This is a genomic window from Terribacillus aidingensis (assembly GCF_040703035.1).
In the GTDB taxonomy this organism is placed as follows: Bacteria; Bacillota; Bacilli; order Bacillales; family Amphibacillaceae; genus Terribacillus.
Genome location: NZ_CP159996.1, coordinates 2,574,601 through 2,592,595, shown reverse-complemented (window position 1 = coordinate 2,592,595; position 17,995 = coordinate 2,574,601). Strand labels below are relative to the sequence as shown.

General features: G+C 45.9%; 21 protein-coding genes. 18 read left to right on the top strand and 3 right to left on the bottom strand.

What is annotated here, in order from left to right:
• Positions 1–9 precede the first annotated feature (9 nt).
• Positions 10–342 carry a PTS lactose/cellobiose transporter subunit IIA gene (locus tag ABXS78_RS13650; RefSeq protein ID WP_095224199.1) on the top strand — a complete coding sequence of 111 codons (333 nt, stop codon included), beginning with the start codon at positions 10–12 and terminating at the stop codon, positions 340–342.
• 62 nt (positions 343–404) lie between these two features.
• Positions 405–2,312 (top strand): BglG family transcription antiterminator, encoded by a 1,908-nt coding sequence (locus ABXS78_RS13645; protein WP_366247655.1) that lies wholly within the window; start codon positions 405–407, stop codon positions 2,310–2,312.
• Positions 2,313–2,340: 28 nt separating this feature from the next.
• On the opposite strand, the gene ABXS78_RS13640 is transcribed toward ABXS78_RS13645, so the two are convergent.
• On the bottom strand, positions 2,341–2,607 hold the full coding sequence (locus ABXS78_RS13640) for a hypothetical protein (RefSeq protein WP_366247654.1): 267 nt from the start codon (positions 2,605–2,607) through the stop codon (positions 2,341–2,343).
• Positions 2,608–2,752: 145 nt separating this feature from the next.
• Here ABXS78_RS13640 and ABXS78_RS13635 point away from each other — a divergent pair, with 145 nt between their 5' ends.
• Positions 2,753–3,109 carry a DUF4440 domain-containing protein gene (locus ABXS78_RS13635; RefSeq protein WP_366247653.1) on the top strand — a complete coding sequence of 119 codons (357 nt, stop codon included), beginning with the start codon at positions 2,753–2,755 and terminating at the stop codon, positions 3,107–3,109.
• Between the two features lie 62 nt (positions 3,110–3,171).
• Here the strand turns inward: ABXS78_RS13635 and ABXS78_RS13630 are convergent, their stop codons facing one another.
• The gene (locus ABXS78_RS13630; protein WP_366247652.1) at positions 3,172–3,387 is read right to left on the bottom strand and encodes a hypothetical protein; all 216 of its coding nucleotides are present in this window, start codon (positions 3,385–3,387) and stop codon (positions 3,172–3,174) included.
• A gap of 170 nt (positions 3,388–3,557) precedes the next feature.
• Between ABXS78_RS13630 and ABXS78_RS13625 the strand changes: the two genes are divergently transcribed.
• The 7 genes from ABXS78_RS13625 to ABXS78_RS13595 all read left to right on the top strand — a co-directional run bounded on the left by ABXS78_RS13625 (position 3,558) and on the right by ABXS78_RS13595 (position 9,900).
• Positions 3,558–4,007, top strand: coding sequence for a MarR family transcriptional regulator (locus tag ABXS78_RS13625; RefSeq protein WP_366247651.1), 450 nt, complete (start codon positions 3,558–3,560; stop codon positions 4,005–4,007).
• Complete coding sequence (locus ABXS78_RS13620) at positions 4,004–6,661, top strand: MMPL family transporter (protein ID WP_366247650.1); 2,658 nt, start codon at positions 4,004–4,006, stop codon at positions 6,659–6,661. The genes ABXS78_RS13625 and ABXS78_RS13620 overlap by 4 nt, the downstream gene beginning before the upstream one ends.
• A gap of 97 nt (positions 6,662–6,758) precedes the next feature.
• Positions 6,759–7,169 carry a hypothetical protein gene (locus ABXS78_RS13615; RefSeq protein ID WP_366247649.1) on the top strand — a complete coding sequence of 137 codons (411 nt, stop codon included), beginning with the start codon at positions 6,759–6,761 and terminating at the stop codon, positions 7,167–7,169.
• Positions 7,170–7,269: 100 nt separating this feature from the next.
• Positions 7,270–7,467 carry a hypothetical protein gene (locus ABXS78_RS13610; protein WP_366247648.1) on the top strand — a complete coding sequence of 66 codons (198 nt, stop codon included), beginning with the start codon at positions 7,270–7,272 and terminating at the stop codon, positions 7,465–7,467.
• Positions 7,468–7,469: 2 nt separating this feature from the next.
• Complete coding sequence (locus ABXS78_RS13605) at positions 7,470–8,276, top strand: alpha/beta hydrolase (protein ID WP_366247647.1); 807 nt, start codon at positions 7,470–7,472, stop codon at positions 8,274–8,276.
• 62 nt (positions 8,277–8,338) lie between these two features.
• The gene (locus ABXS78_RS13600) at positions 8,339–9,247 is read left to right on the top strand and encodes a hypothetical protein (RefSeq protein WP_366247646.1); all 909 of its coding nucleotides are present in this window, start codon (positions 8,339–8,341) and stop codon (positions 9,245–9,247) included.
• A 179-nt stretch (positions 9,248–9,426) separates the two neighbouring features.
• Positions 9,427–9,900: a hypothetical protein gene (locus ABXS78_RS13595; protein ID WP_366247645.1), complete on the top strand. Its 474-nt coding sequence runs from the start codon at positions 9,427–9,429 to the stop codon at positions 9,898–9,900.
• Here the strand turns inward: ABXS78_RS13595 and ABXS78_RS13590 are convergent.
• Positions 9,891–10,625, bottom strand: coding sequence for an alpha/beta hydrolase (locus ABXS78_RS13590; protein ID WP_366247644.1), 735 nt, complete (start codon positions 10,623–10,625; stop codon positions 9,891–9,893). The genes ABXS78_RS13595 and ABXS78_RS13590 overlap by 10 nt on opposite strands.
• A 90-nt stretch (positions 10,626–10,715) precedes the next feature.
• Here ABXS78_RS13590 and ABXS78_RS13585 point away from each other — a divergent pair, with 90 nt between their 5' ends.
• The 8 genes from ABXS78_RS13585 (at position 10,716) to pfkA (ending at position 17,955) form a co-directional block, all read left to right on the top strand.
• Positions 10,716–11,408 (top strand): HAD family hydrolase, encoded by a 693-nt coding sequence (locus ABXS78_RS13585; protein ID WP_366247643.1) that lies wholly within the window; start codon positions 10,716–10,718, stop codon positions 11,406–11,408.
• Positions 11,409–11,432: 24 nt separating this feature from the next.
• A complete protein-coding gene (locus ABXS78_RS13580; RefSeq protein WP_366247642.1) occupies positions 11,433–12,188 on the top strand; it encodes a Cof-type HAD-IIB family hydrolase in 756 nt (251 codons plus the stop codon).
• Positions 12,189–12,227: 39 nt separating this feature from the next.
• The gene (gene ggt, locus ABXS78_RS13575) at positions 12,228–13,838 is read left to right on the top strand and encodes a gamma-glutamyltransferase (protein ID WP_366247641.1); all 1,611 of its coding nucleotides are present in this window, start codon (positions 12,228–12,230) and stop codon (positions 13,836–13,838) included.
• Between the two features lie 14 nt (positions 13,839–13,852).
• On the top strand, positions 13,853–14,407 hold the full coding sequence (locus ABXS78_RS13570) for a chromate transporter (RefSeq protein WP_366247640.1): 555 nt from the start codon (positions 13,853–13,855) through the stop codon (positions 14,405–14,407).
• The gene (locus ABXS78_RS13565) at positions 14,404–14,934 is read left to right on the top strand and encodes a chromate transporter (RefSeq protein ID WP_366247639.1); all 531 of its coding nucleotides are present in this window, start codon (positions 14,404–14,406) and stop codon (positions 14,932–14,934) included. The genes ABXS78_RS13570 and ABXS78_RS13565 overlap by 4 nt, the downstream gene beginning before the upstream one ends.
• 160 nt (positions 14,935–15,094) lie before the next feature.
• Complete coding sequence (locus tag ABXS78_RS13560) at positions 15,095–15,823, top strand: ThuA domain-containing protein (protein WP_366247638.1); 729 nt, start codon at positions 15,095–15,097, stop codon at positions 15,821–15,823.
• Between the two features lie 64 nt (positions 15,824–15,887).
• The gene (locus ABXS78_RS13555; RefSeq protein ID WP_366247637.1) at positions 15,888–16,898 is read left to right on the top strand and encodes a zinc-binding alcohol dehydrogenase family protein; all 1,011 of its coding nucleotides are present in this window, start codon (positions 15,888–15,890) and stop codon (positions 16,896–16,898) included.
• A gap of 91 nt (positions 16,899–16,989) precedes the next feature.
• Complete coding sequence (gene pfkA, locus ABXS78_RS13550; protein WP_366247636.1) at positions 16,990–17,955, top strand: 6-phosphofructokinase; 966 nt, start codon at positions 16,990–16,992, stop codon at positions 17,953–17,955.
• Positions 17,956–17,995: the final 40 nt, after the last annotated feature.

Here is a 17,995-nt window from a genome sequence, read left to right as displayed (position 1 = left end):
AGGAACGTGATGAATATAGAAGAGAAAGCATTTCAGTTGATACTGCATGGCGGTGATGGCCGAAGCTATGCGATGGAAGCAATGATACTGGCCAGACAGCATGCATTTGAGGAAGCGAAACAGAAAATCCAGGCTAGCAAAGAAGCGATCAATCAGGCGCATCATATCCAGACGGAACTTATCACTGCCGAGGCAGGTGGTGAACAGACGACCTTGACTCTCTTGATGGTGCATGCGCAGGATCACTTGATGAATGCCATGACAGTACGGGAATTAGCGGAAGAGATCATTTATTTGCAGGAGGAGCTGGCCAGACAGGCAGCAGCTAGAGGGTCAGTTTAAAGCTGGGCGGTCATTTGATCGCCTTTTTTGCATAGGCATGGAGGATATGGGGGTGAATCTGAATGCTGCAACCAAGGCTGTTGGAAGTATTGACTTTCCTGTCATCTGAATCGCGAACGCTGACAGCGGATGAACTGGCAAGGAAGCTGGCTGTTTCTGAAAGGACAGTGCGTTCTGATATCAAGCTGCTGCAGCAGGAACTGCCGGCGGACTATGCCAAAATCGAATCGATACGAGGGCAGGGCTATCGGCTGATGGTCATAGAGGAAAAGCTCTTTCAGCAGTACTTGCAGGAAACTATCCGAGTAAAGCAGGAGCGTCTGTATACGCGGGTAGAAACACCTGCAGAAAGAGTGAATCATCTTATGCAGCTGTTGCTTTTAGCAGATGGCTTTATCAAGATGGAAGACCTGGCACAAGCTTGTTTTGTCAGTTTTCCGACAGTGCAGAACGATCTTAAACAAGTGCGCTCTTTATTACAGCAATCGGGGCTGGATCTGGAGAAAAAGCCGAAGTACGGTATTCGTATTGCTGGAACAGAGACAGAGAGACGGTATTTCCTGTCTGCATTTTTCTCGAAGCAGGCCGGTTGGCATAAAGCGTACAGTTTACCGGATAGCATTATCTCTGAAGCGGAGATTCGCTACGTGCATGATATTGTGCATAAGTTTGTGACGGAAAATCAATTGATACTGTCGGATGTAGCAGTGCAGAACTTGGTTACGCATATAGCGATTGCCTGCCGGCGGATCAAGGATGAACAATATGTGGAGCTTGCCCCTGATGCCATGCAGGATATCATCCAGCAGCCGGCCTTCCGGGAAGCAGCCCAGCTTACCGCTATGCTGGAGGCAGAGCTTCATCTGTTTTTCCCGCAGGTTGAAGTAGCTTATATGACGATTCATCTGATGGGAACAGATTATGTATCCAAAAGTAAATTGGATGGTCACATGGGGATGCCGGACTTGGCAGCAGCAATTGTAGCGAGGATATATGATAAGACGGGATTAGATCTCAGGCTTGACCAAGAGCTGCTGCGTGGCTTGAGTTTGCATCTTAAGCCTGCTGTGCATCGACACCTGTATGGCATGAATGTACACAACCCGCTGCTTGAGGATATTAAACGGCATTATCCGCTTGCATTTGAGGCTGCTGTTATCGGTTCTTGTGCTGTAGAAAAAGAGGTCGGCATTCAGCTGGCAGAGGAGGAAATCGGTTACTTGGCGCTGCATATCGGTGCTGCCTTAGAACGAAGCAAGCAAACAGGGCGGAAAATCAGATGTTTGTTAGTTTGTGCATCTGGCGCAGGCAGTGCACAGCTGCTTCGATATAAGCTGCAATCACTTTTTCCGGACAAGTTGGATATCATTGATACAATCGAATATTATCGCTTGCTTCGCGAAAAAGAATGGGAAGCTGACTTGATAATCAGTACAATTCCAATTGAATCGGCTGTCACACCATTACCGGTTATTCTCGTCCCCGTCATTCTGGATAAAGAAGCAATTTCAAAGCTGGAAGCTTACCTGCATTTCGGTCAGCAGATCCGCTATATTAATCCTGCTTATGTATACCTGCAGCAGGATCTAGAGAGCAAGGAGGAAGTTCTGGCTTATTTGACTGAGGTGCTGCAAACGGATGGAAAGGTTGGCGAGGATTTTCTTGCTGCTGTATATGAGAGAGAGTCTATGGCGCCAACCAGCTTTGGAAATTTTGTAGCAGTACCGCATCCGATTGAAGCGAGAGTGGAAGAGACCTTGTGGGTGATCTGCACCTTAAAAAAACCAATCGACTGGTCCGGTAAGCAAGTACGGTTTGTGTGTCTGTTATGTATCGAAAAGGAAAGCGATGAGGATTTTACCGGTATGTATCAGCAGCTGGTGCGCATCATCGAGGAGCCGGAGCATGTTCAGAAACTGTTAGAAGCCCAGTCGTATGAGGAGTTTTATAAGGCGCTTGTATCAATATGAAAGCAGCTGCCTAAGTAGGGCAGCTGTTTTAGTTAGGCGAAGGCTCGACTTTTCCGCTCTGACGGGCGAGCTTCATATTCGCGCGTTTTGCCATTTTATAGGCGTCATAGATATTATAGATCCAGAAAATGAAAAACGTGAACAGACCAACAACAAACCACATCAGGAACAAGTTGATCAGATTGATCAGGATGAAGATAGTCCCTTTCAAATTCTGTTGGTTATAAAACTGACCCAAGCCAGCGAATAGAAAGCTCAATAGTGCCGCAACGAGCGGTGTTCTTTTCAATTCCATCTTGTCACCCCATCTTTTAAATACTGTACCAGTTTTCATAAATGTATACAAATATGGTCAGCAGGTCTTTTTTGTTGTATTTTGAAACCCTTTTCATAGAATGGACGTAAAGATATAATTAAGATAAAAAGCGAGGCGAGTCGAGATGGATGAACAGCTGCAAGTGAAAGAGACAATTTTGCAATTAGAAAGATCCCTGCTGGAAGATGACACGAGACTATCGACAGACGCTGTCGGCAATTTACTGACAGAAGACTTTTTGGAACACGGATCATCCGGTCAATCATTCCGTAAAAATGATATTGTCACAAATGGATTGGATTCAGTTGATTTGGATATAAGGGATTTCGATGTACGGATATTGTCTGAAGACACAGTTCTGGCTACATTTCGTACCCGTGACGCAGGATCGGGAAGAGAGCAGCTGCGAAGCTCCATTTGGCGTTATCAGCCGGGCGGCTGGCGGATGTTATTCCATCAAGGAACTCCAGCAAAAAAATAAAAAGGGCGGCTGCATGAAGCAGGCCGCCTTTTTTATATTGAACATTCTCATCGTCCTTCATCTCAAACAAAGGTGCTGGCTGATTGTGAAGCGATTGTATATGGAAGGTGCTGGACAAACTCGCTTATATGACCGAGTGCATAATATTCAACGTTCTCCGTGATGCTGCTCGTTTGGCTGTCGACTGTGACGACGCCCCGGCAATCCGTGCAGACGTCATTTATCGGTCCGCCCGTTTTGGACCACTTCCGGGTTGAGCCGATGATAACCTGATCCATCTGCCAGCTCAAGTTATCTCCGAAATCCTCTCTTCATGGCTTGCTGCCTATAATTGCCCATTTCTTATTGTCATGACTTTTTCTTAATTACATAATATTTTTAGATAGTAAAAGGTTTGACTGCTAATAGTTTAGGGTATAAACTGAATTGGTATAGGGGGTAAACCATTTTGGATAAATTGAAAGAAGCAATTGATCTCTTCAATGAGGTGTCATTCATGGCAACCGAATTGTTCCATAAGAAAGGCTCTGCATATGACGTGTTCAAGGAGGTATCGCCACAGCAGGTTGGTTTGATAAAAATCTTGAGCTTGTATGGAGCTTCTTCGCCTGGTCACTTGGCTATCGTGCAGCAAGTACATAAGAGTGCGATTTCCAATCGTCTGAAAAAACTGCATGAGAAGGGCTGGGTAGAATGGGTCGATTCAGAAGGGGATAAGCGGACGAAGTTTGTGCAAATTACAGAGAATGGGGAAAAGATCCTGAAACAAGCGGAGGAAGCCATCTATGATAGGTTCTGCGGGCTTTTCGAGCATATTAAGGATGAAGATGTAGAAGCATTCATCCGGATTTTTACAGATGTAAAAGAACAGCTTAAAAAAGGGGAGAAGGAAAATTGAGGACAATCATTCGTTTCAAATGGGTCATCGCGATTGCAGTTATCCTGCTCGCGGTTGGATTGACGATTTTTTCACCGAATCTGACCCAGCTGGCATCAGATAAAGGACAGACACAGCTTCCGGAAGATGCGGTCTCCATACGCGCTAGCGATATATTAGAAGATGCCGGGGGAAATAGTAATTCCATAAGTGTCGTGTTCGAGCTTGACGAGGCCTTGGATCAAGAGAGCGAGGACATGATTCAGGGGGTCATCGATAAAGTCGAACAAATTGACGGTGTCAGTGAGATTACAACACCGCTGACAGATAATCAAGAGATACAGGATCAAATGACATCCGAAGATAAAAAGACGGTCATGATGCCGGTAACGGTCGAAGGATCGGATGAAGAAGTGGAAAGAATAGCAGATGAGATTTATGATACGGTACCTGAAGATGCTACGGCATATGTAACGGGTGCATCACTGATCAACCAAGATTTTGCCAATACATCTGAAGAAGGTTTGAAGAAGACAGAGCTGATTACAGTTTTCATTATCGTAGCTTTGCTCTTGATCGTGTTCCGTTCGATCGTGACACCATTCGTTCCATTGATCACAGTAGGTATTACATACTTGATCAGCCAGGGAATTCTGGCTATTTTAGTGGACACGTTGGACTTCCCGATTTCAACGTTCACCCAGACATTCCTGGTTGCGATTTTATTCGGTATCGGTACTGACTATTGCATTCTGCTGCTCAGCCGTTTCCGGGAGGAGCTTGCTAATGGGCATGATAAAGTCGAAGCTACCATTACGGCATATCGGACAGCTGGACGTACACTATTCATCAGTGCCATTGCAGTGTTTGTAGGATTTGCATCTATCTTCTTTGCGAAGTTTGCTATCTTCCAATCTGCAGTGGGAGTTGCTGTAGGGGTCGCAGTTTTATTGATCGTCCTTGTGACAGTGCTGCCGCTGTTCATGGTAACGCTTGGTGAGAAACTATTTTGGCCTTCCAAAAAAGCTGCCTCTCACGGAGACAACAAACTATGGCATTTCCTTGGACGCCATTCGGTTGCAAGACCGGTGCTGTTCCTGGCAATCACAGCAGCAATCACAGTGCCGTTCGTGCTCACGTATGATGAACAAGTTTCCTTTAACTCAACGGAAGAAATCAGCAGTGATTATAGTTCCATCAAAGGGCTTAATGCTATCGGAGACGCTATCGGAAAAGGAGAAGCTATGCCGATACAGGTTGTCATCAATGATGATGAAAACCTGACAACAGCAAACACGCTGCCATACCTTGATAATTTGAGTGATGCAATCAGCAAGATTGATGGTGTGGAAAAGGTCCGCACAGCAACACAGCCAACGGGTGAGAAGATCGATGATTTGTATGTAGATTCCCAAACTGGTCAAATTGCGGATGGCATCAATGATGCTGTTGATGGAATCGGAGAAGTGCAGGATGGCCTGACGCAAGTACAGGATGGTCTGAACCAAATTTCTGGTCAGGCAGGCGGTGCTGGTTCATCAAGCGGTGGCGGCCTATCTGATGCAACAGAAGGTCTTGGCCAAGTCAATACTGCATTGCAGCAAGTAACTGGCCAATTACAGCAAACAGGTAATATCCAGCAAGCATCTGCTCAGCTCGCAGGTATTAGCGAGCAGCTCGCACAGATACAATCAGGTCTGGAACAAGCTGATACGCAGCTGCAAGGTCAGCAGGAGCAGGTTGGTACATTGACTGAAACGCTGCAGCAGCTTGCAGATGGCGTCGGCTCTGCAAACGAAGGGCTAACACAAGTATCAGATGGACTGACAACTGCATCTGATACATTGCGTGATATCAGCGACAGCGAGACAGTCCGCGAGACTGGTATGTATATTCCGGAGGATGCCTTGGAGGGTGACTTCCAGGAAAGTATCGATACGTATGCCTTCCGTGATGGAGAAGGTGTAACACTTGATGTTGTATTGGATGCAGATCCATATTCCGAGGAAGCGATTCAAACATTGCAGACAATTAAGGACCGTGTCGATGCAGAAGTGAAGGACACACCTTATGAAAATGCAGAGATCGTTTATGGAGGAGTAACAAGCACCAACGCCGACCTGGAGGATCTATCTACATCTGACCTTTCACGGACAATGGTCATCATGATGATCGGATTATTCATCATCCTGACTTTACTGTTCCGTTCTATGGTCATTCCGGCTTACATGATTGGATCCTTGCTGCTAACCTACTATACAGCTATCTCTATTACCGAATTGATCTTTGTCAACGGTTTGGATTATGCGGGTGTGAGTTGGGCTGTCCCATTCTTCAGCTTCGTTATCTTGATATCGCTTGGAGTGGATTACTCGATCTTCCTGCTCGACCGCTTCACAGAAGAAGCGCGTGGTGATTTGCAGGCAGGCATGATTCACTCGATGAAGAAAATGGGTGGAGTTATCATTACCGCAGCTATAATCTTGGCGGGTACATTCGCTGCCATGATGCCATCTGGTGTCTTGACGCTTCTGGAAGTTGCGACAGTCATTATCATCGGTCTGTTATTGTATGGACTTGTGATACTGCCGCTGCTTATCCCGGCAGTAGCTACGACACTTGGTGAGCTGAACTGGTGGCCGTTCAAACGGAAACGCAGAGAAGAAGATAAATAAATTAATGAAAGGAGTGCGCTTGGAGGCGTACTCCTTTTTTCTATGGACAAGTTTCCATAGCTTGCTGCATATAGTAGCAAGGAATGGAGGTATGCTGATGAAACGAAGCCTTGGATTGCGTCTCGCTCTGGCGGGGACAATGGTGATAGCTGGCCTGCTCTTTTTCTTCACTGACCGATCCACCCACCCTGTCCCCTATAATGATGTCCACGAAGAGATGATTCGTCATGCACTGGAGGAAGTGAACGATACAGCAGTTGAGGAACTGGCTGTTTATGATACGTACGAAGTGCTTGGAGTTGGTTTTCAGCCGGAAGGCATTATCACCTTGCGCATCCAGAACGAGGGAGAGGAAGTTGATCACGGAATGCATACTGTTTGGGAAGATGTGAAGGGAGAAGCTGCGGAGGTCGTGGAGGCTCATGACTTAGAGGATGATATCAACAGGGAAATTGAATTGGAGATAAGCTTGATAGGACCGGAAGGCACTGTTTTGCACACACATTAAGCATGCACGGGAGGCATGCTTTTTTCTTTTGCTTAAAACTGGCAGCTAATGGGTATATAAAAGCAAGAACATAAAACATAAGTTGGAAGGAGTGAGATGTATGAAGATAGCAGGCTATTTTGGATTTTTCATCCTGGCGCTTGTCTTCCTACTAATCTTTGCATTTACAACCAATACGCTATTTCTTCTGCTCACTATTCTTTCAGGTGTAGTTGGGGCATTTTTCTTATTCCGTGAATTGAGAACAAGAGAAAAGAAAGAACCAAGAGAACAAGACTATAACCGCAAGGGGAGATAACAATGGGACATATCATCAAAACAGAATCAGGATATAACATTTTCGCAGAAGATATTGGCGCAGGCATCCCAGTTGTCTTTCTTCATGGCTGGCCGGTAAATCACAAGATGTTCGAGTATCAAATGAATGAGCTGCCGAAGCACGGCTATCGGTTTATTGGTATTGATTTGCTTGGATTCGGCAAATCAGACAAACCATGGAACACCTATACGTATGATGCACAAGCTGAAGCGGTGCACGCAGTAATTGAGCATCTTGGACTGGACCGCTTTGTTTTGGCCGGCTTTTCGATGGGAGGTCCGATTGCTGTCCGTTATATGAATAAATACGGTCTTGCCAAAGTGGACAAATTGCTGCTATTGTCGGCTGCATTACCAGTGTTCACACAGCGCGATGCTTATCCGTTTGGCATGAAGAAAGAAGAAGCGGATGACATGATTGCGCAGCTGCAAGCAGATCGCCCGAAAACGCTGGAGGACTTCAGTGATATGTTCTTCGCACAGGAACATTCTGATCCATTCCTGGAATGGTTCTTCCACCTTGGTCTGGAAGCTAGCAGTCATGGTACGATTCAAGCAATGGAGGCGCTTCGTGATGAAGATTTGCGCGATGAGCTTGTTCATATCAGTACTCCGACATATATCTTCCATGGCCAGAGGGACGAAATCTGTCCATTCGATTTTGCTAATGAAACAATAGGCGGAATTGTTAATTCAACAATTATACCTTTTGAAAATAGCGGCCATGGACTGATGTTCGATGAGAAAGAAAAATTCAATCAAGAGCTGCTGCGTGTATTGCAAAGCTAAAGGAATCATAATAGAGCTGACGAGTGAGTCAGCTCTATTTGTCATGGGCAGGAGGAGAAGAGATGGATGGAATTGTTACGATTATAGGGATAGCAGTTGTCCTCATACTTGTAGGGATAGCTGTATTTTACAATACGGGAGCGCGTAAACGCCCTATGCAGAATTCCAAACGGCACCGGGAACAGCTGAAGCTGCAGTACGATACCTTAAAGGTGCGCCCGACAGAATTGGTAGATGAAGAACATTTTGACAGGCTGAGACAAGCATTGGATTTCGACTATTTGGATAAGATCAATGATGCCTTTCGTAAGGAGCATTATGATTGGAGTCAGAAAAAGATCAATACGCATTTCCGGGGTTTATTCCGCTTCTTCATGCTGGCGTCCATTTTTCGCAGCAAGGAATTATTTGATAAGGAAATCCATCGTCTATGGGAAGTGATGCGTCAATTTGAAGGCGAATACAAGAAGTTTTGTATGGATTTCTTTGAAGGAGAAATTACCGAAGATGCTTCTGAGCGCGGGGAGCGCCATGCGGAGGAAAGAGAGCGTTTCGAAATCAAGTATTTGATGCTGTTCCAATTAGGAGAGCAGACACCAACTATTTGGGGAGAGTTCTTTCAGTATGGTGATGGAAAAGAGTTTATCGAATATATTCGAACGCATAATCTGGAACAAGTGAAACAGGAGTTTATGGCGGAGAATATTACTCCAGATGCAGAAAGGACATTCGAGAACCTATACAACCATATAAAATGGGGTATGGAGGCTGATGCTGATGAACTCCGTGACCTTCACCCCGGCCCAGAAGGCAGTGCAGAGGATAAAGAGATGGATGTGAGTTTTCTCTACTTCCTTAGCATCAGAGGGGAAGCAACGGAGGAGGAAGAAGAGGAGCTGTCACGGTATACCGGTAAAGGCAGCGGGTTTTATGCAACCAATGAATCCTTCGGTAAAATGCAGAAGCAATAAGTTTAAGGGAAGACCATCCATACTTTTTTGAAAATAATAAATCCAAACTCAGATAAATTCTTAATTGAGGATTTATCTGAGTTTGGATTTTTCACTGACCGAAGACTTCTGTCGCATTCATTTTTTCATACTACCTCCTGCGGGTAGTGAATAAGCTAGTCCTAAAGGGGGCTTGGTTTATGCGTCATTACCGGAGAATCAAACGTAAGCAACTGATGGCTATATGCTTGTTAAGTATGCTGCTGCTTTGTCTGTTTGCCCTCTTTCTGAAAAACACTTCTCCCAATCAAGCTAAAAAGGCTGTGGAAGATTTTTATACGTTAGAACAGAAGGGTGAATTTTCTTCATCCTGGGGCTTGCTGCATAAGGATCTGCAGACTCGATTTCCGCTTAAGGATTATGTGTCAGACCGTTCGCATGTATTTATGAGTCATTTTGGTGCAGACACTTTTTCATTTGAAATAGAAAAGGGAGACAAGCAGAAAAAATGGCGGGCAGAACCAAATGGAAAGACTTATAGAGACGTCTATTCGTATACAGTCCAACAAAACTATCAAGGAAAGTACGGGCGCTTTTCCTTTGTCCAGTATGTCTATGTAACAAAGGATAAGGGAGAATGGCGTATTTTATGGGATTATCGGAATCAGGATTGACAGGCGGTCATTTTTTGACGCAGCAGATGGTTGAACAACAGAGGCTGTTCGACAGGAAAACCATGTCCTATATCAGCAATTAAGAGGCTACTGCAATAGGAATTACGGTATGTTATTTCAGATGCGGATCGTTTCATAATTTGCTTTTCCTTTGCACCTACCGTTACAAGAATATCGGTTTCGATGTTAGAGAAATTTTTGGGAATAGCAAACTGCATATTTTCTTTAAGCATTTTAGTGAGTGCCATAGAGGATATTTGTAAACTATGCTGGTAATACGTATCAAAGTCTTCGGCAGAAATAGAGAGGGCGCGCGCCTGCAAAGCTGCAAAACTTTTATTTTTGATCAATGGATGGGTTAAGCTGACAGCGACTCGAATAATGTTTCTTGGTAGATTGACTGGAATTGTAAGCGGGCTGTTAAGCATTGTAAAACAGAACAAATCTGGGCGCTTGCTTACCATCTGCAAGGCAATCTGTGCGCCAATGGAAAACCCGATTAAAGCTAGCTTACCGTTACGCTTATTGTTTTCTGTCCACTTCAACAGCTGATTCGCTAGATGTTCTATTGTGACGTTGGCTGCCTCAAAGTCCAACTCCGCCACGGCGCATCTGTAGTCTTTAAAATGCATTATTTGCTTTTTCCACATCCAGCCACCAACACCGCCTCCATGTAGGAATAACAGTGTCTGCTCCTGATGTTCATGATAGATAGTTATTTTCATTTTTCTCACCTCCTAATGTAAGTATAGCGGAGTACTGACAATCTTTCTCAAAAGGCGTATGATGGAGAAAAAGAGAAACGGAGAGACAGAATGAAAGCAATTCTTTTCGATTTGGATGGAACAATCCACGACAGGCATACTACATTACAGCGGTTCTTGGCTGATCAATTTCAGCGATTTCAATCTGAGCTTCCGGGAGTCAGTGAATCGGATTTTACAGAAACATTTCTGGAATTGGATCAAAACGGTTATGTGGAGAAGCCGATTGTCTATAAGGAGCTATTAACCCGATTTTCCTTGGATGCAAGCATGGAGTCTATATTGACTGCAGATTATTTTGAAAGGGTATCACAGTTCGCGGTGGCGTTTCCGGAGGCGCTTGAGACTTTGCAGGAACTCAGTATGTCCTATACATTGGGTCTGGTCACGAATGGTCCTGCCTTGCTTCAGCAGCAGGTGATCGAACAGCTTGGCTTGTACTGGCATTGCCAAAGCTTGATTATTTCCGAAGCTGTCGGCTTGCGAAAGCCGGATCCGGCAATCTTTGAGATGGCACTCTTAGAAGTAGAGGCAGCAGCATCAGAAGCCGTTTTCGTTGGAGATCATATCGAGGTTGACGTAGCTGGGAGCAGAAATGCAGGACTGCAGCCTGTCTACTTCGGCGGGAAGCTCGAAGGGGTACCGAGTTTCTCTGACTGGCGAGTACTGCCAGCTTTACTGGCCAACTGGAATCGGTCTGAAAGGAAAAATAAAGACGACTATACTATAATGGACATGGACTAAGCATTTACATAAAGGGGAGATTGGATGGCTGAGAACGTAATACAGAAGGAATACAAACTGATCGCACTTGATATGGATGGAACAATGCTCAATCCGCGCGAAGAGGTATCGGATGCGAATAGGCAGGCGATACAACGCGCGCAGGAAGAAGGTGTCCATGTCATCCTGAGCACAGGCCGAGGTATCCGGACATGTAAACCTTATGCTGATGATCTTGGACTGAAATCTTTTCTGGTCACAGTAAATGGCAGTGAAATATGGACTGCTGAGGGCGAGCTGCTCGAGCGTGTATTGATCGAAGATGATTTGATCAAAAAAATGAAACGTCTTGCAGATGAGTATGATACGCATTATTGGGCAGTCAGCACAGAGCATGTGTTCCGCGGTAATTTCCCTGCGAATATGGAGGAATACGATTGGCTTAAATTCGGCTTTGATACATTCGATGATGCAAAGCGGGAAGCGATCGTCAAAGCACTATCCGATAAGAATGAACTGGAGCTATCCAATTCAAGTCCGACAAACATCGAGGTCAACGCGGTAGGTATCAATAAAGCAGAAGCAGTGCAAAAGGTATGCGACAGGCTTGGTATCAAAATGGAGCAGGTAATTGCCATGGGCGACAGCCTCAATGACATTAAGATGATCGAAGCTGTTGGTTGCGGCGTGGCGATGGGCAATGCCCAGGATGCAGTCAAGGAAGTCGCAAACTATCAGACTGATACAAATGAAGCTGATGGGGTAGCAAAAGCAATCCATCATCTGCTAGGATGGTCATAAGCCCGGTATTCCGGGCTTCTTACATAAGGGGGATTCTGAATGAAGACAGATCATTTGTATTACCCATATCATTCTCAGCGAATGACGACTATTGCAAGGCAGGGAATGGTAGCCACATCGCAGCCGCTTGCTGCACAAGCAGGACTGGATATGCTGAAAAAGGGCGGCAATGCAGTCGATGCCGCGATTGCAACTGCAGCCATGCTGACAGTTGTGGAGCCGACTTCGAATGGAATAGGCGGTGATGCTTTTGCACTCGTTTGGATCAAGGACAAGCTGTATGGTCTTAATGCCAGCGGTCCAGCACCCCAATCCATTAGTATCGATAAAGTGAGAGAACTTGGACACGAAGAAATGCCATTGCATGGCTTCCTCCCGGTAACTGTACCAGGCGCACCACGCGGTTGGGCTGCCCTCAGCAAGCGCTTCGGGAAGCTCCCTTTAATCGAAGTGCTGCAGCCAGCAATCTACTATGCTGAAAACGGATTTGCGGTAACGCCGACAGTTGCAAAGCTATGGGAACGCGCATACCAAAAGTTCAGCACATCATGTACAGATACTATGTACACTGGCTGGTTTGATACATTCGCTCCAAATGGAGAGTATCCGAAAATAGGTGACATATGGAGATCTCCTGATCATGCTGAAACACTGCGCCAAATAGCACGTACAGACGCTGCTGCTTTTTATGAAGGAGAGCTAGCTGCTAAAATGACGGAATTTTCTGCTGATAATGGCGGCTTCCTGACGAAAGAGGATTTGGCAGCTTACGAGCCGGAATGGGTTGAACCAATTTCGGTGAATTACCGCGGTTACGATGTGTGGGAAATTCCACCGAACGGCCAAGGGTTGGTTGCTCTTTCTGCTTTGAATATTTTGAAAGGCTTCTCTTTCCAGGAAAAAGAATCGATTGATACGTATCATAAGCAAATGGAAGCGATGAAGCTTGCATTCGCTGATGGTCATGCATACATAACGGAAGAGCAGCATATGCCTGTCACTGTGGAGGAATTGCTGTCAGATGCTTATGCGGCCAAAAGACGGGCCGAAATCGGAGAGACAGCACAAGAACCAGAGGCGGGCGAACCGAAAGCAGGCGGAACAGTGTATTTGGCAACGGCAGACAGCGATGGAAATATGGTTTCCTTCATTCAAAGCAACTACCATGGCTTCGGTTCCGGACTTGTTGTACCAGGTACAGGTATAGCGCTGCAAAACCGCGGACATAATTTCAGTCTCGATCCTGAGCACGCCAATAGTTTGCAAGGCGGGAAAAAGACTTTCCACACAATCATCCCAGGCTTTTTGACAAAAGACGATCAAGCGATCGGTCCTTTTGGCGTAATGGGTGGATTCATGCAGCCGCAGGGGCATGCCCAGGTTGTCATGAATATGCTTGATTTCGGGCTCAACCCACAAACAGCTCTGGATGCCCCACGCTGGCAGTGGATCAAAGGCAGAACATTCCACGTGGAAGCCGATTTCCCGAAGCATATTGCAGAGGCACTGATACGAAAAGGGCATGATATCGAGGTCAAAGCGGATAGATCCACATTCGGACGCGGACAAGTCATCTGGCGCGACCCGGAGAACGGAACATTATATGGAGGAACAGAAGCGAGAGCTGATGGCAGTATCGCTTCGTATTAGAGAGGTTGAACAACATGATTTACTGGCAATTATTTATGGCATTTTTCCGTGTCGGCATCCTCGGTTACGGTGGGGGACCTGCATCGATCCCGCTTGTGGAAAAGGAAGTCGTCAAACAGTATAAGTGGATGGACGATGAGGAATTCGATAACACTCTGGCACTTGGCAACAGTTTGCCTGGTCCGATAGCAACGAAGCTGGCAGGCTACATCGGCTATCGAGTCGGCGGCTGGATTGGTATGATCAGCGCATTAATCGCTACCGTCATTCCGACAGTCGTGCTGCTCATCGCTTTATTTTATTTTGTCGATGCATTGAGCGACCAGCCTTGGCTCAGCGGAATGACAACAGCCGTTATCCCTGTAGTTGGGGTCATGCTGGCAGTGATGACATTGGATTTTCTGAAAAAATCCCGTAATGGGTTGAAGAGCTGGCAGATCGTTGCTTTGTTAGCTGCATCTGTCGTGCTGATTGAACTGCTTCATATCCATCCAGCATTCCTTATCCTGGCGCTTCTCCTGTTTGCACTTGTCATACCGGAGAAAAGGAAGGAGGAGGATAAAGCATGATTTATTGGCAAATATTCCTTGCCTTCTTCATTCCTGGAATCGTCGGATATGGCGGCGGTCCAGCTACCATTCCGCTCATTGAAAATGAAGTGGTGGATAGATATGGCTGGATGACAACAGCTGATTACAGCCAGATGCTGGCACTGGCCAACGCACTTCCCGGTCCGATTGCCACGAAACTGGCAGGTGTGATCGGTTTTCAGCAAGCCGGTGTGCTTGGAGCGGCAATTGGTTTGTTCGCTACAGTAGCACCTTCCCTTATTTTAATGATTGGATTGTTAAGTATTTTAGCGAAGTTTAAGGATTCGCCTCGTGTGAAGAGAATGACTGCTTATATTCGACCGACAATCGCTGTGCTTCTGGCTGGGATGGCAATCAGTTTTTTCCATACATCCTATGAAAGTGCAGGCTGGATACATACGATTATCTTGGTTGTACTAAGCTATCTGCTTATGGAGAGATGGAAGGTGCACCCTGCCTTTGTTATCCTTGGTGCTCTGTTCTATGGTGCTGTACTTCTTGGATGAGATCCTGCAGATTTTTTGCAGGATCTTTTTCTCTGGGCAGGAGATGAAAGGAAAAGGGCTAATGTAATTAGTAAAATAAAATTCACTGCATAATCTAGTAGGGAACCGGGTAGCTACTTAACATGGGGAATAGGATAAAAAAAGGAAGAAGGAGCATCTTATGCGCGTTACCATTTGGAACGAATACCGTCATGAGAAGGAAAACGACCAGGTGAGAAGCATCTATCCCCGAGGCATTCATGGAGCAATTGCCGAATTCCTGGAGGACGCCGGATTTGCTGTACAGACAAGGACACTTGATGATACGGAGCAAGGATTGGACCAAGAGACGCTGGACCAAACGGATGTCCTGATCTGGTGGGCACATAAGGCGCATGATGAAGTGAATGACTATTCTATTGAGCGAGTGAAGCAGCGTGTTCTGGCAGGCATGGGGCTGATTGTCCTCCATTCCGGCCATTTCTCCAAAATATTCCGTAACCTGATGGGAACAACATGTGACCTGAAATGGAGACAGGATGGTGAGAAGGAACGAATTTGGGTGGTTCAGCCGAGTCATCCGATAACGAGGGGTCTTGGTGAGTATTTCGAGCTTCCGGAAGAAGAAATGTACGGTGAGCACTTCGATATACCAGAACCAGACCATACGCTGTTCATCAGCTGGTTCGAAGGCGGCGAAGTTTTCCGCAGCGGCTGCACGTACAATCGAGGAAAAGGGAAAATATTCTATTTCCGACCCGGTCATGAAACGTACCCGACTTACTATGATAAAAATGTGCAGACTGTTATCCGAAATGCTTGCGAGTGGGCAGCAGCACCATCAGCTGTTGTCCCGCACTACGGAAAGTCAGAAGCCTTGGAGCCGATACTGCGCCTAGCGAAGAAGTGAGTATAAAGCCGTCTTAAGTCGACGGCTTTTACATAAACAGATAAAAATAGAGGAGGAGAAATAGATGCGTGCAATCGGAATATACAAAAACAAATCCGTGGATCAGGCAGACAGTTTTATAGAAGAACAGGTGGATAAGCCAACTGCCTCAGGTGAGGATGTACTAGTCCAAGTGAAGGCTGTCAGCGTCAATCCAGTGGATACAAAACAGCGCAAGCTGAAAGAGAATGATGGTACATTCCGCATTCTCGGCTTCGATGCAGCGGGAATCATCGAGGAAGTCGGAGAGAATGTAGAAGGATTCCAGCCGGGAGACGAAGTCTATTATGCAGGGTCCGTTGCGCGTCAAGGATCCAATAGTGAATTTCAGCTTGTCGACCATAAGGTTATCGCTAAAAAGCCGGCAAATCTCAGTTTTGCAGAAGCTGCAGCATTGCCGTTGACGGCATTGACTGCATGGGAAGCTATGTTTGAGAAGATGCATATCCCGCTGGATGAGGAAGCGAATAAAGGCAAGACGATATTGCTGGTCAATGCAGCCGGTGGTGTTGGGTCGATTGCATCTCAGTTCGCGAAATTGTATGGGCTGAATGTTGTCGGAACTGCCTCACGGGAAGAGTCAGTTACATGGGCGAAGCAGCACGGAACCGAACGGGTAATCAATCATCATGAACAATTCCAGCCGCAGCTCGAAAAGCTGGGAATTGAAAGTGTTGACTATGTTTTCTGTATGCATCAGCTGGACAAGGCATGGGATGACATTATTGAGGTCGTAAAACCAGAAGGCATCATAAGCGCTATTACAGGACCGGTCGAAGGTATTAAATTAACAGATTTGACGTCCAAGAGCCTCACACTTGTCTGGGAGTATATGTTTACACGTACGCTCCATCAGACACCTAGCAGACATAAGCAAGGCGAGATCCTGTCCAAAGTAGCAGAACTGATCGAGGACGAACGCATACGTACAACGAAGGCACAAGAGCTCGATGGCCTTACCGTCGAAAATCTGCAGGAAGCACATAAACGATTAGAAGATGGCAGCATGATCGGAAAACTCGTCATTTCTGTATGACAGAGGCAGGCTTCATGCCTGTCTTTGTTCTGTTTCCTGCCAAACTTGTTGTATAATAAAACTAAGACATATATGGTGGAGAGGTGAACCGATGTTACATAAAGTGGCTGTTATAACTAGCGGTGGAGATTCACCGGGTATGAATGCTGCTATACGGGCAATCGTCAAGGCGGCAAACTATCATGATATTGAAGTTTATGGTGTGGAAGGCGGTTACCAAGGTCTGATTGAGGACAAATTATCTATCATCCGCACACCTGATGTAGAGACGATCGCCAATAAAGGCGGAACAATCTTGAAAACGTCACGCTCGCTTGCTTTCATGGATGAGTCTGGCAGAAAGCAGGCAGTGGAAGTGCTTCGCAACTATGGTATTGCTGATGTTATCGTCATCGGTGGGGAAGGTTCACTTCAAGGTGCACAAAAGCTGCATGAATTAGGCATCCGAGTCATCGGCATTCCGGGAACGATTGACAATGATCTGGATTACACCGACTACTCTATCGGTTTCGATACCACATTGAATACAGTGCTCAGCTCCATCGGACGAATCAAGGATACTGGTCTATCGCATAACAAGACGACCATCGTGGAAGTAATGGGCAGACATTGCGGCGATCTGGCATTGTTCACTGCTGTAGCAGGAGAAGGAGATATCATTTCCACGCCTGAATATAAACTTAGCTTCGAACAGATTTGTGAGAAGCTCCAAGACAAAATTTCCAAGGGCAGGAATGATAATATCATTGTTGTCACGGAACGGATGTATGATTTGGATGAACTCCAGAAATTCATCGAAGAACAGATGAATATCGAAGTACGTACAACAGTCCTTGGATTCATTCAGCGCGGCGGTGAACCATCTGCATTTGACCGGATTCTTGCAAACAAAATGGGTGTCAAAGCGGTGAATATGCTGATGGAGGGCCAGTCCGGTTACGCAATCGGAATCAAAGCAAATCAGCTGATTGAGAAGGATCTACTTACAATGCTCGATGAAAAGACGGATAAACAAGCAAATTATGATTTGCTTGATATGCTGTTGCATACTATATGAGGAAGAGGAAAGGAACACGTCTGAGACAGGCGTGTTTTTT

Coding starts and splice junctions, on each gene's coding strand:
- ABXS78_RS13650 (WP_095224199.1), top strand. CDS start 10: ATGAATATAGAAGAGAAAGCATTTCAGTTGATACTGCATGGCGGTGAT.
- ABXS78_RS13645 (WP_366247655.1), top strand. CDS start 405: ATGCTGCAACCAAGGCTGTTGGAAGTATTGACTTTCCTGTCATCTGAA.
- ABXS78_RS13640 (WP_366247654.1), bottom strand. CDS start 2,607: ATGGAATTGAAAAGAACACCGCTCGTTGCGGCACTATTGAGCTTTCTA.
- ABXS78_RS13635 (WP_366247653.1), top strand. CDS start 2,753: ATGGATGAACAGCTGCAAGTGAAAGAGACAATTTTGCAATTAGAAAGA.
- ABXS78_RS13630 (WP_366247652.1), bottom strand. CDS start 3,387: ATGGATCAGGTTATCATCGGCTCAACCCGGAAGTGGTCCAAAACGGGC.
- ABXS78_RS13615 (WP_366247649.1), top strand. CDS start 6,759: ATGAAACGAAGCCTTGGATTGCGTCTCGCTCTGGCGGGGACAATGGTG.
- ABXS78_RS13610 (WP_366247648.1), top strand. CDS start 7,270: ATGAAGATAGCAGGCTATTTTGGATTTTTCATCCTGGCGCTTGTCTTC.
- ABXS78_RS13605 (WP_366247647.1), top strand. CDS start 7,470: ATGGGACATATCATCAAAACAGAATCAGGATATAACATTTTCGCAGAA.
- ABXS78_RS13600 (WP_366247646.1), top strand. CDS start 8,339: ATGGATGGAATTGTTACGATTATAGGGATAGCAGTTGTCCTCATACTT.
- ABXS78_RS13595 (WP_366247645.1), top strand. CDS start 9,427: ATGCGTCATTACCGGAGAATCAAACGTAAGCAACTGATGGCTATATGC.
- ABXS78_RS13590 (WP_366247644.1), bottom strand. CDS start 10,625: ATGAAAATAACTATCTATCATGAACATCAGGAGCAGACACTGTTATTC.
- ABXS78_RS13585 (WP_366247643.1), top strand. CDS start 10,716: ATGAAAGCAATTCTTTTCGATTTGGATGGAACAATCCACGACAGGCAT.
- ABXS78_RS13580 (WP_366247642.1), top strand. CDS start 11,433: ATGGCTGAGAACGTAATACAGAAGGAATACAAACTGATCGCACTTGAT.
- ggt (WP_366247641.1), top strand. CDS start 12,228: ATGAAGACAGATCATTTGTATTACCCATATCATTCTCAGCGAATGACG.
- ABXS78_RS13570 (WP_366247640.1), top strand. CDS start 13,853: ATGATTTACTGGCAATTATTTATGGCATTTTTCCGTGTCGGCATCCTC.
- ABXS78_RS13565 (WP_366247639.1), top strand. CDS start 14,404: ATGATTTATTGGCAAATATTCCTTGCCTTCTTCATTCCTGGAATCGTC.
- ABXS78_RS13560 (WP_366247638.1), top strand. CDS start 15,095: ATGCGCGTTACCATTTGGAACGAATACCGTCATGAGAAGGAAAACGAC.
- ABXS78_RS13555 (WP_366247637.1), top strand. CDS start 15,888: ATGCGTGCAATCGGAATATACAAAAACAAATCCGTGGATCAGGCAGAC.
- pfkA (WP_366247636.1), top strand. CDS start 16,990: ATGTTACATAAAGTGGCTGTTATAACTAGCGGTGGAGATTCACCGGGT.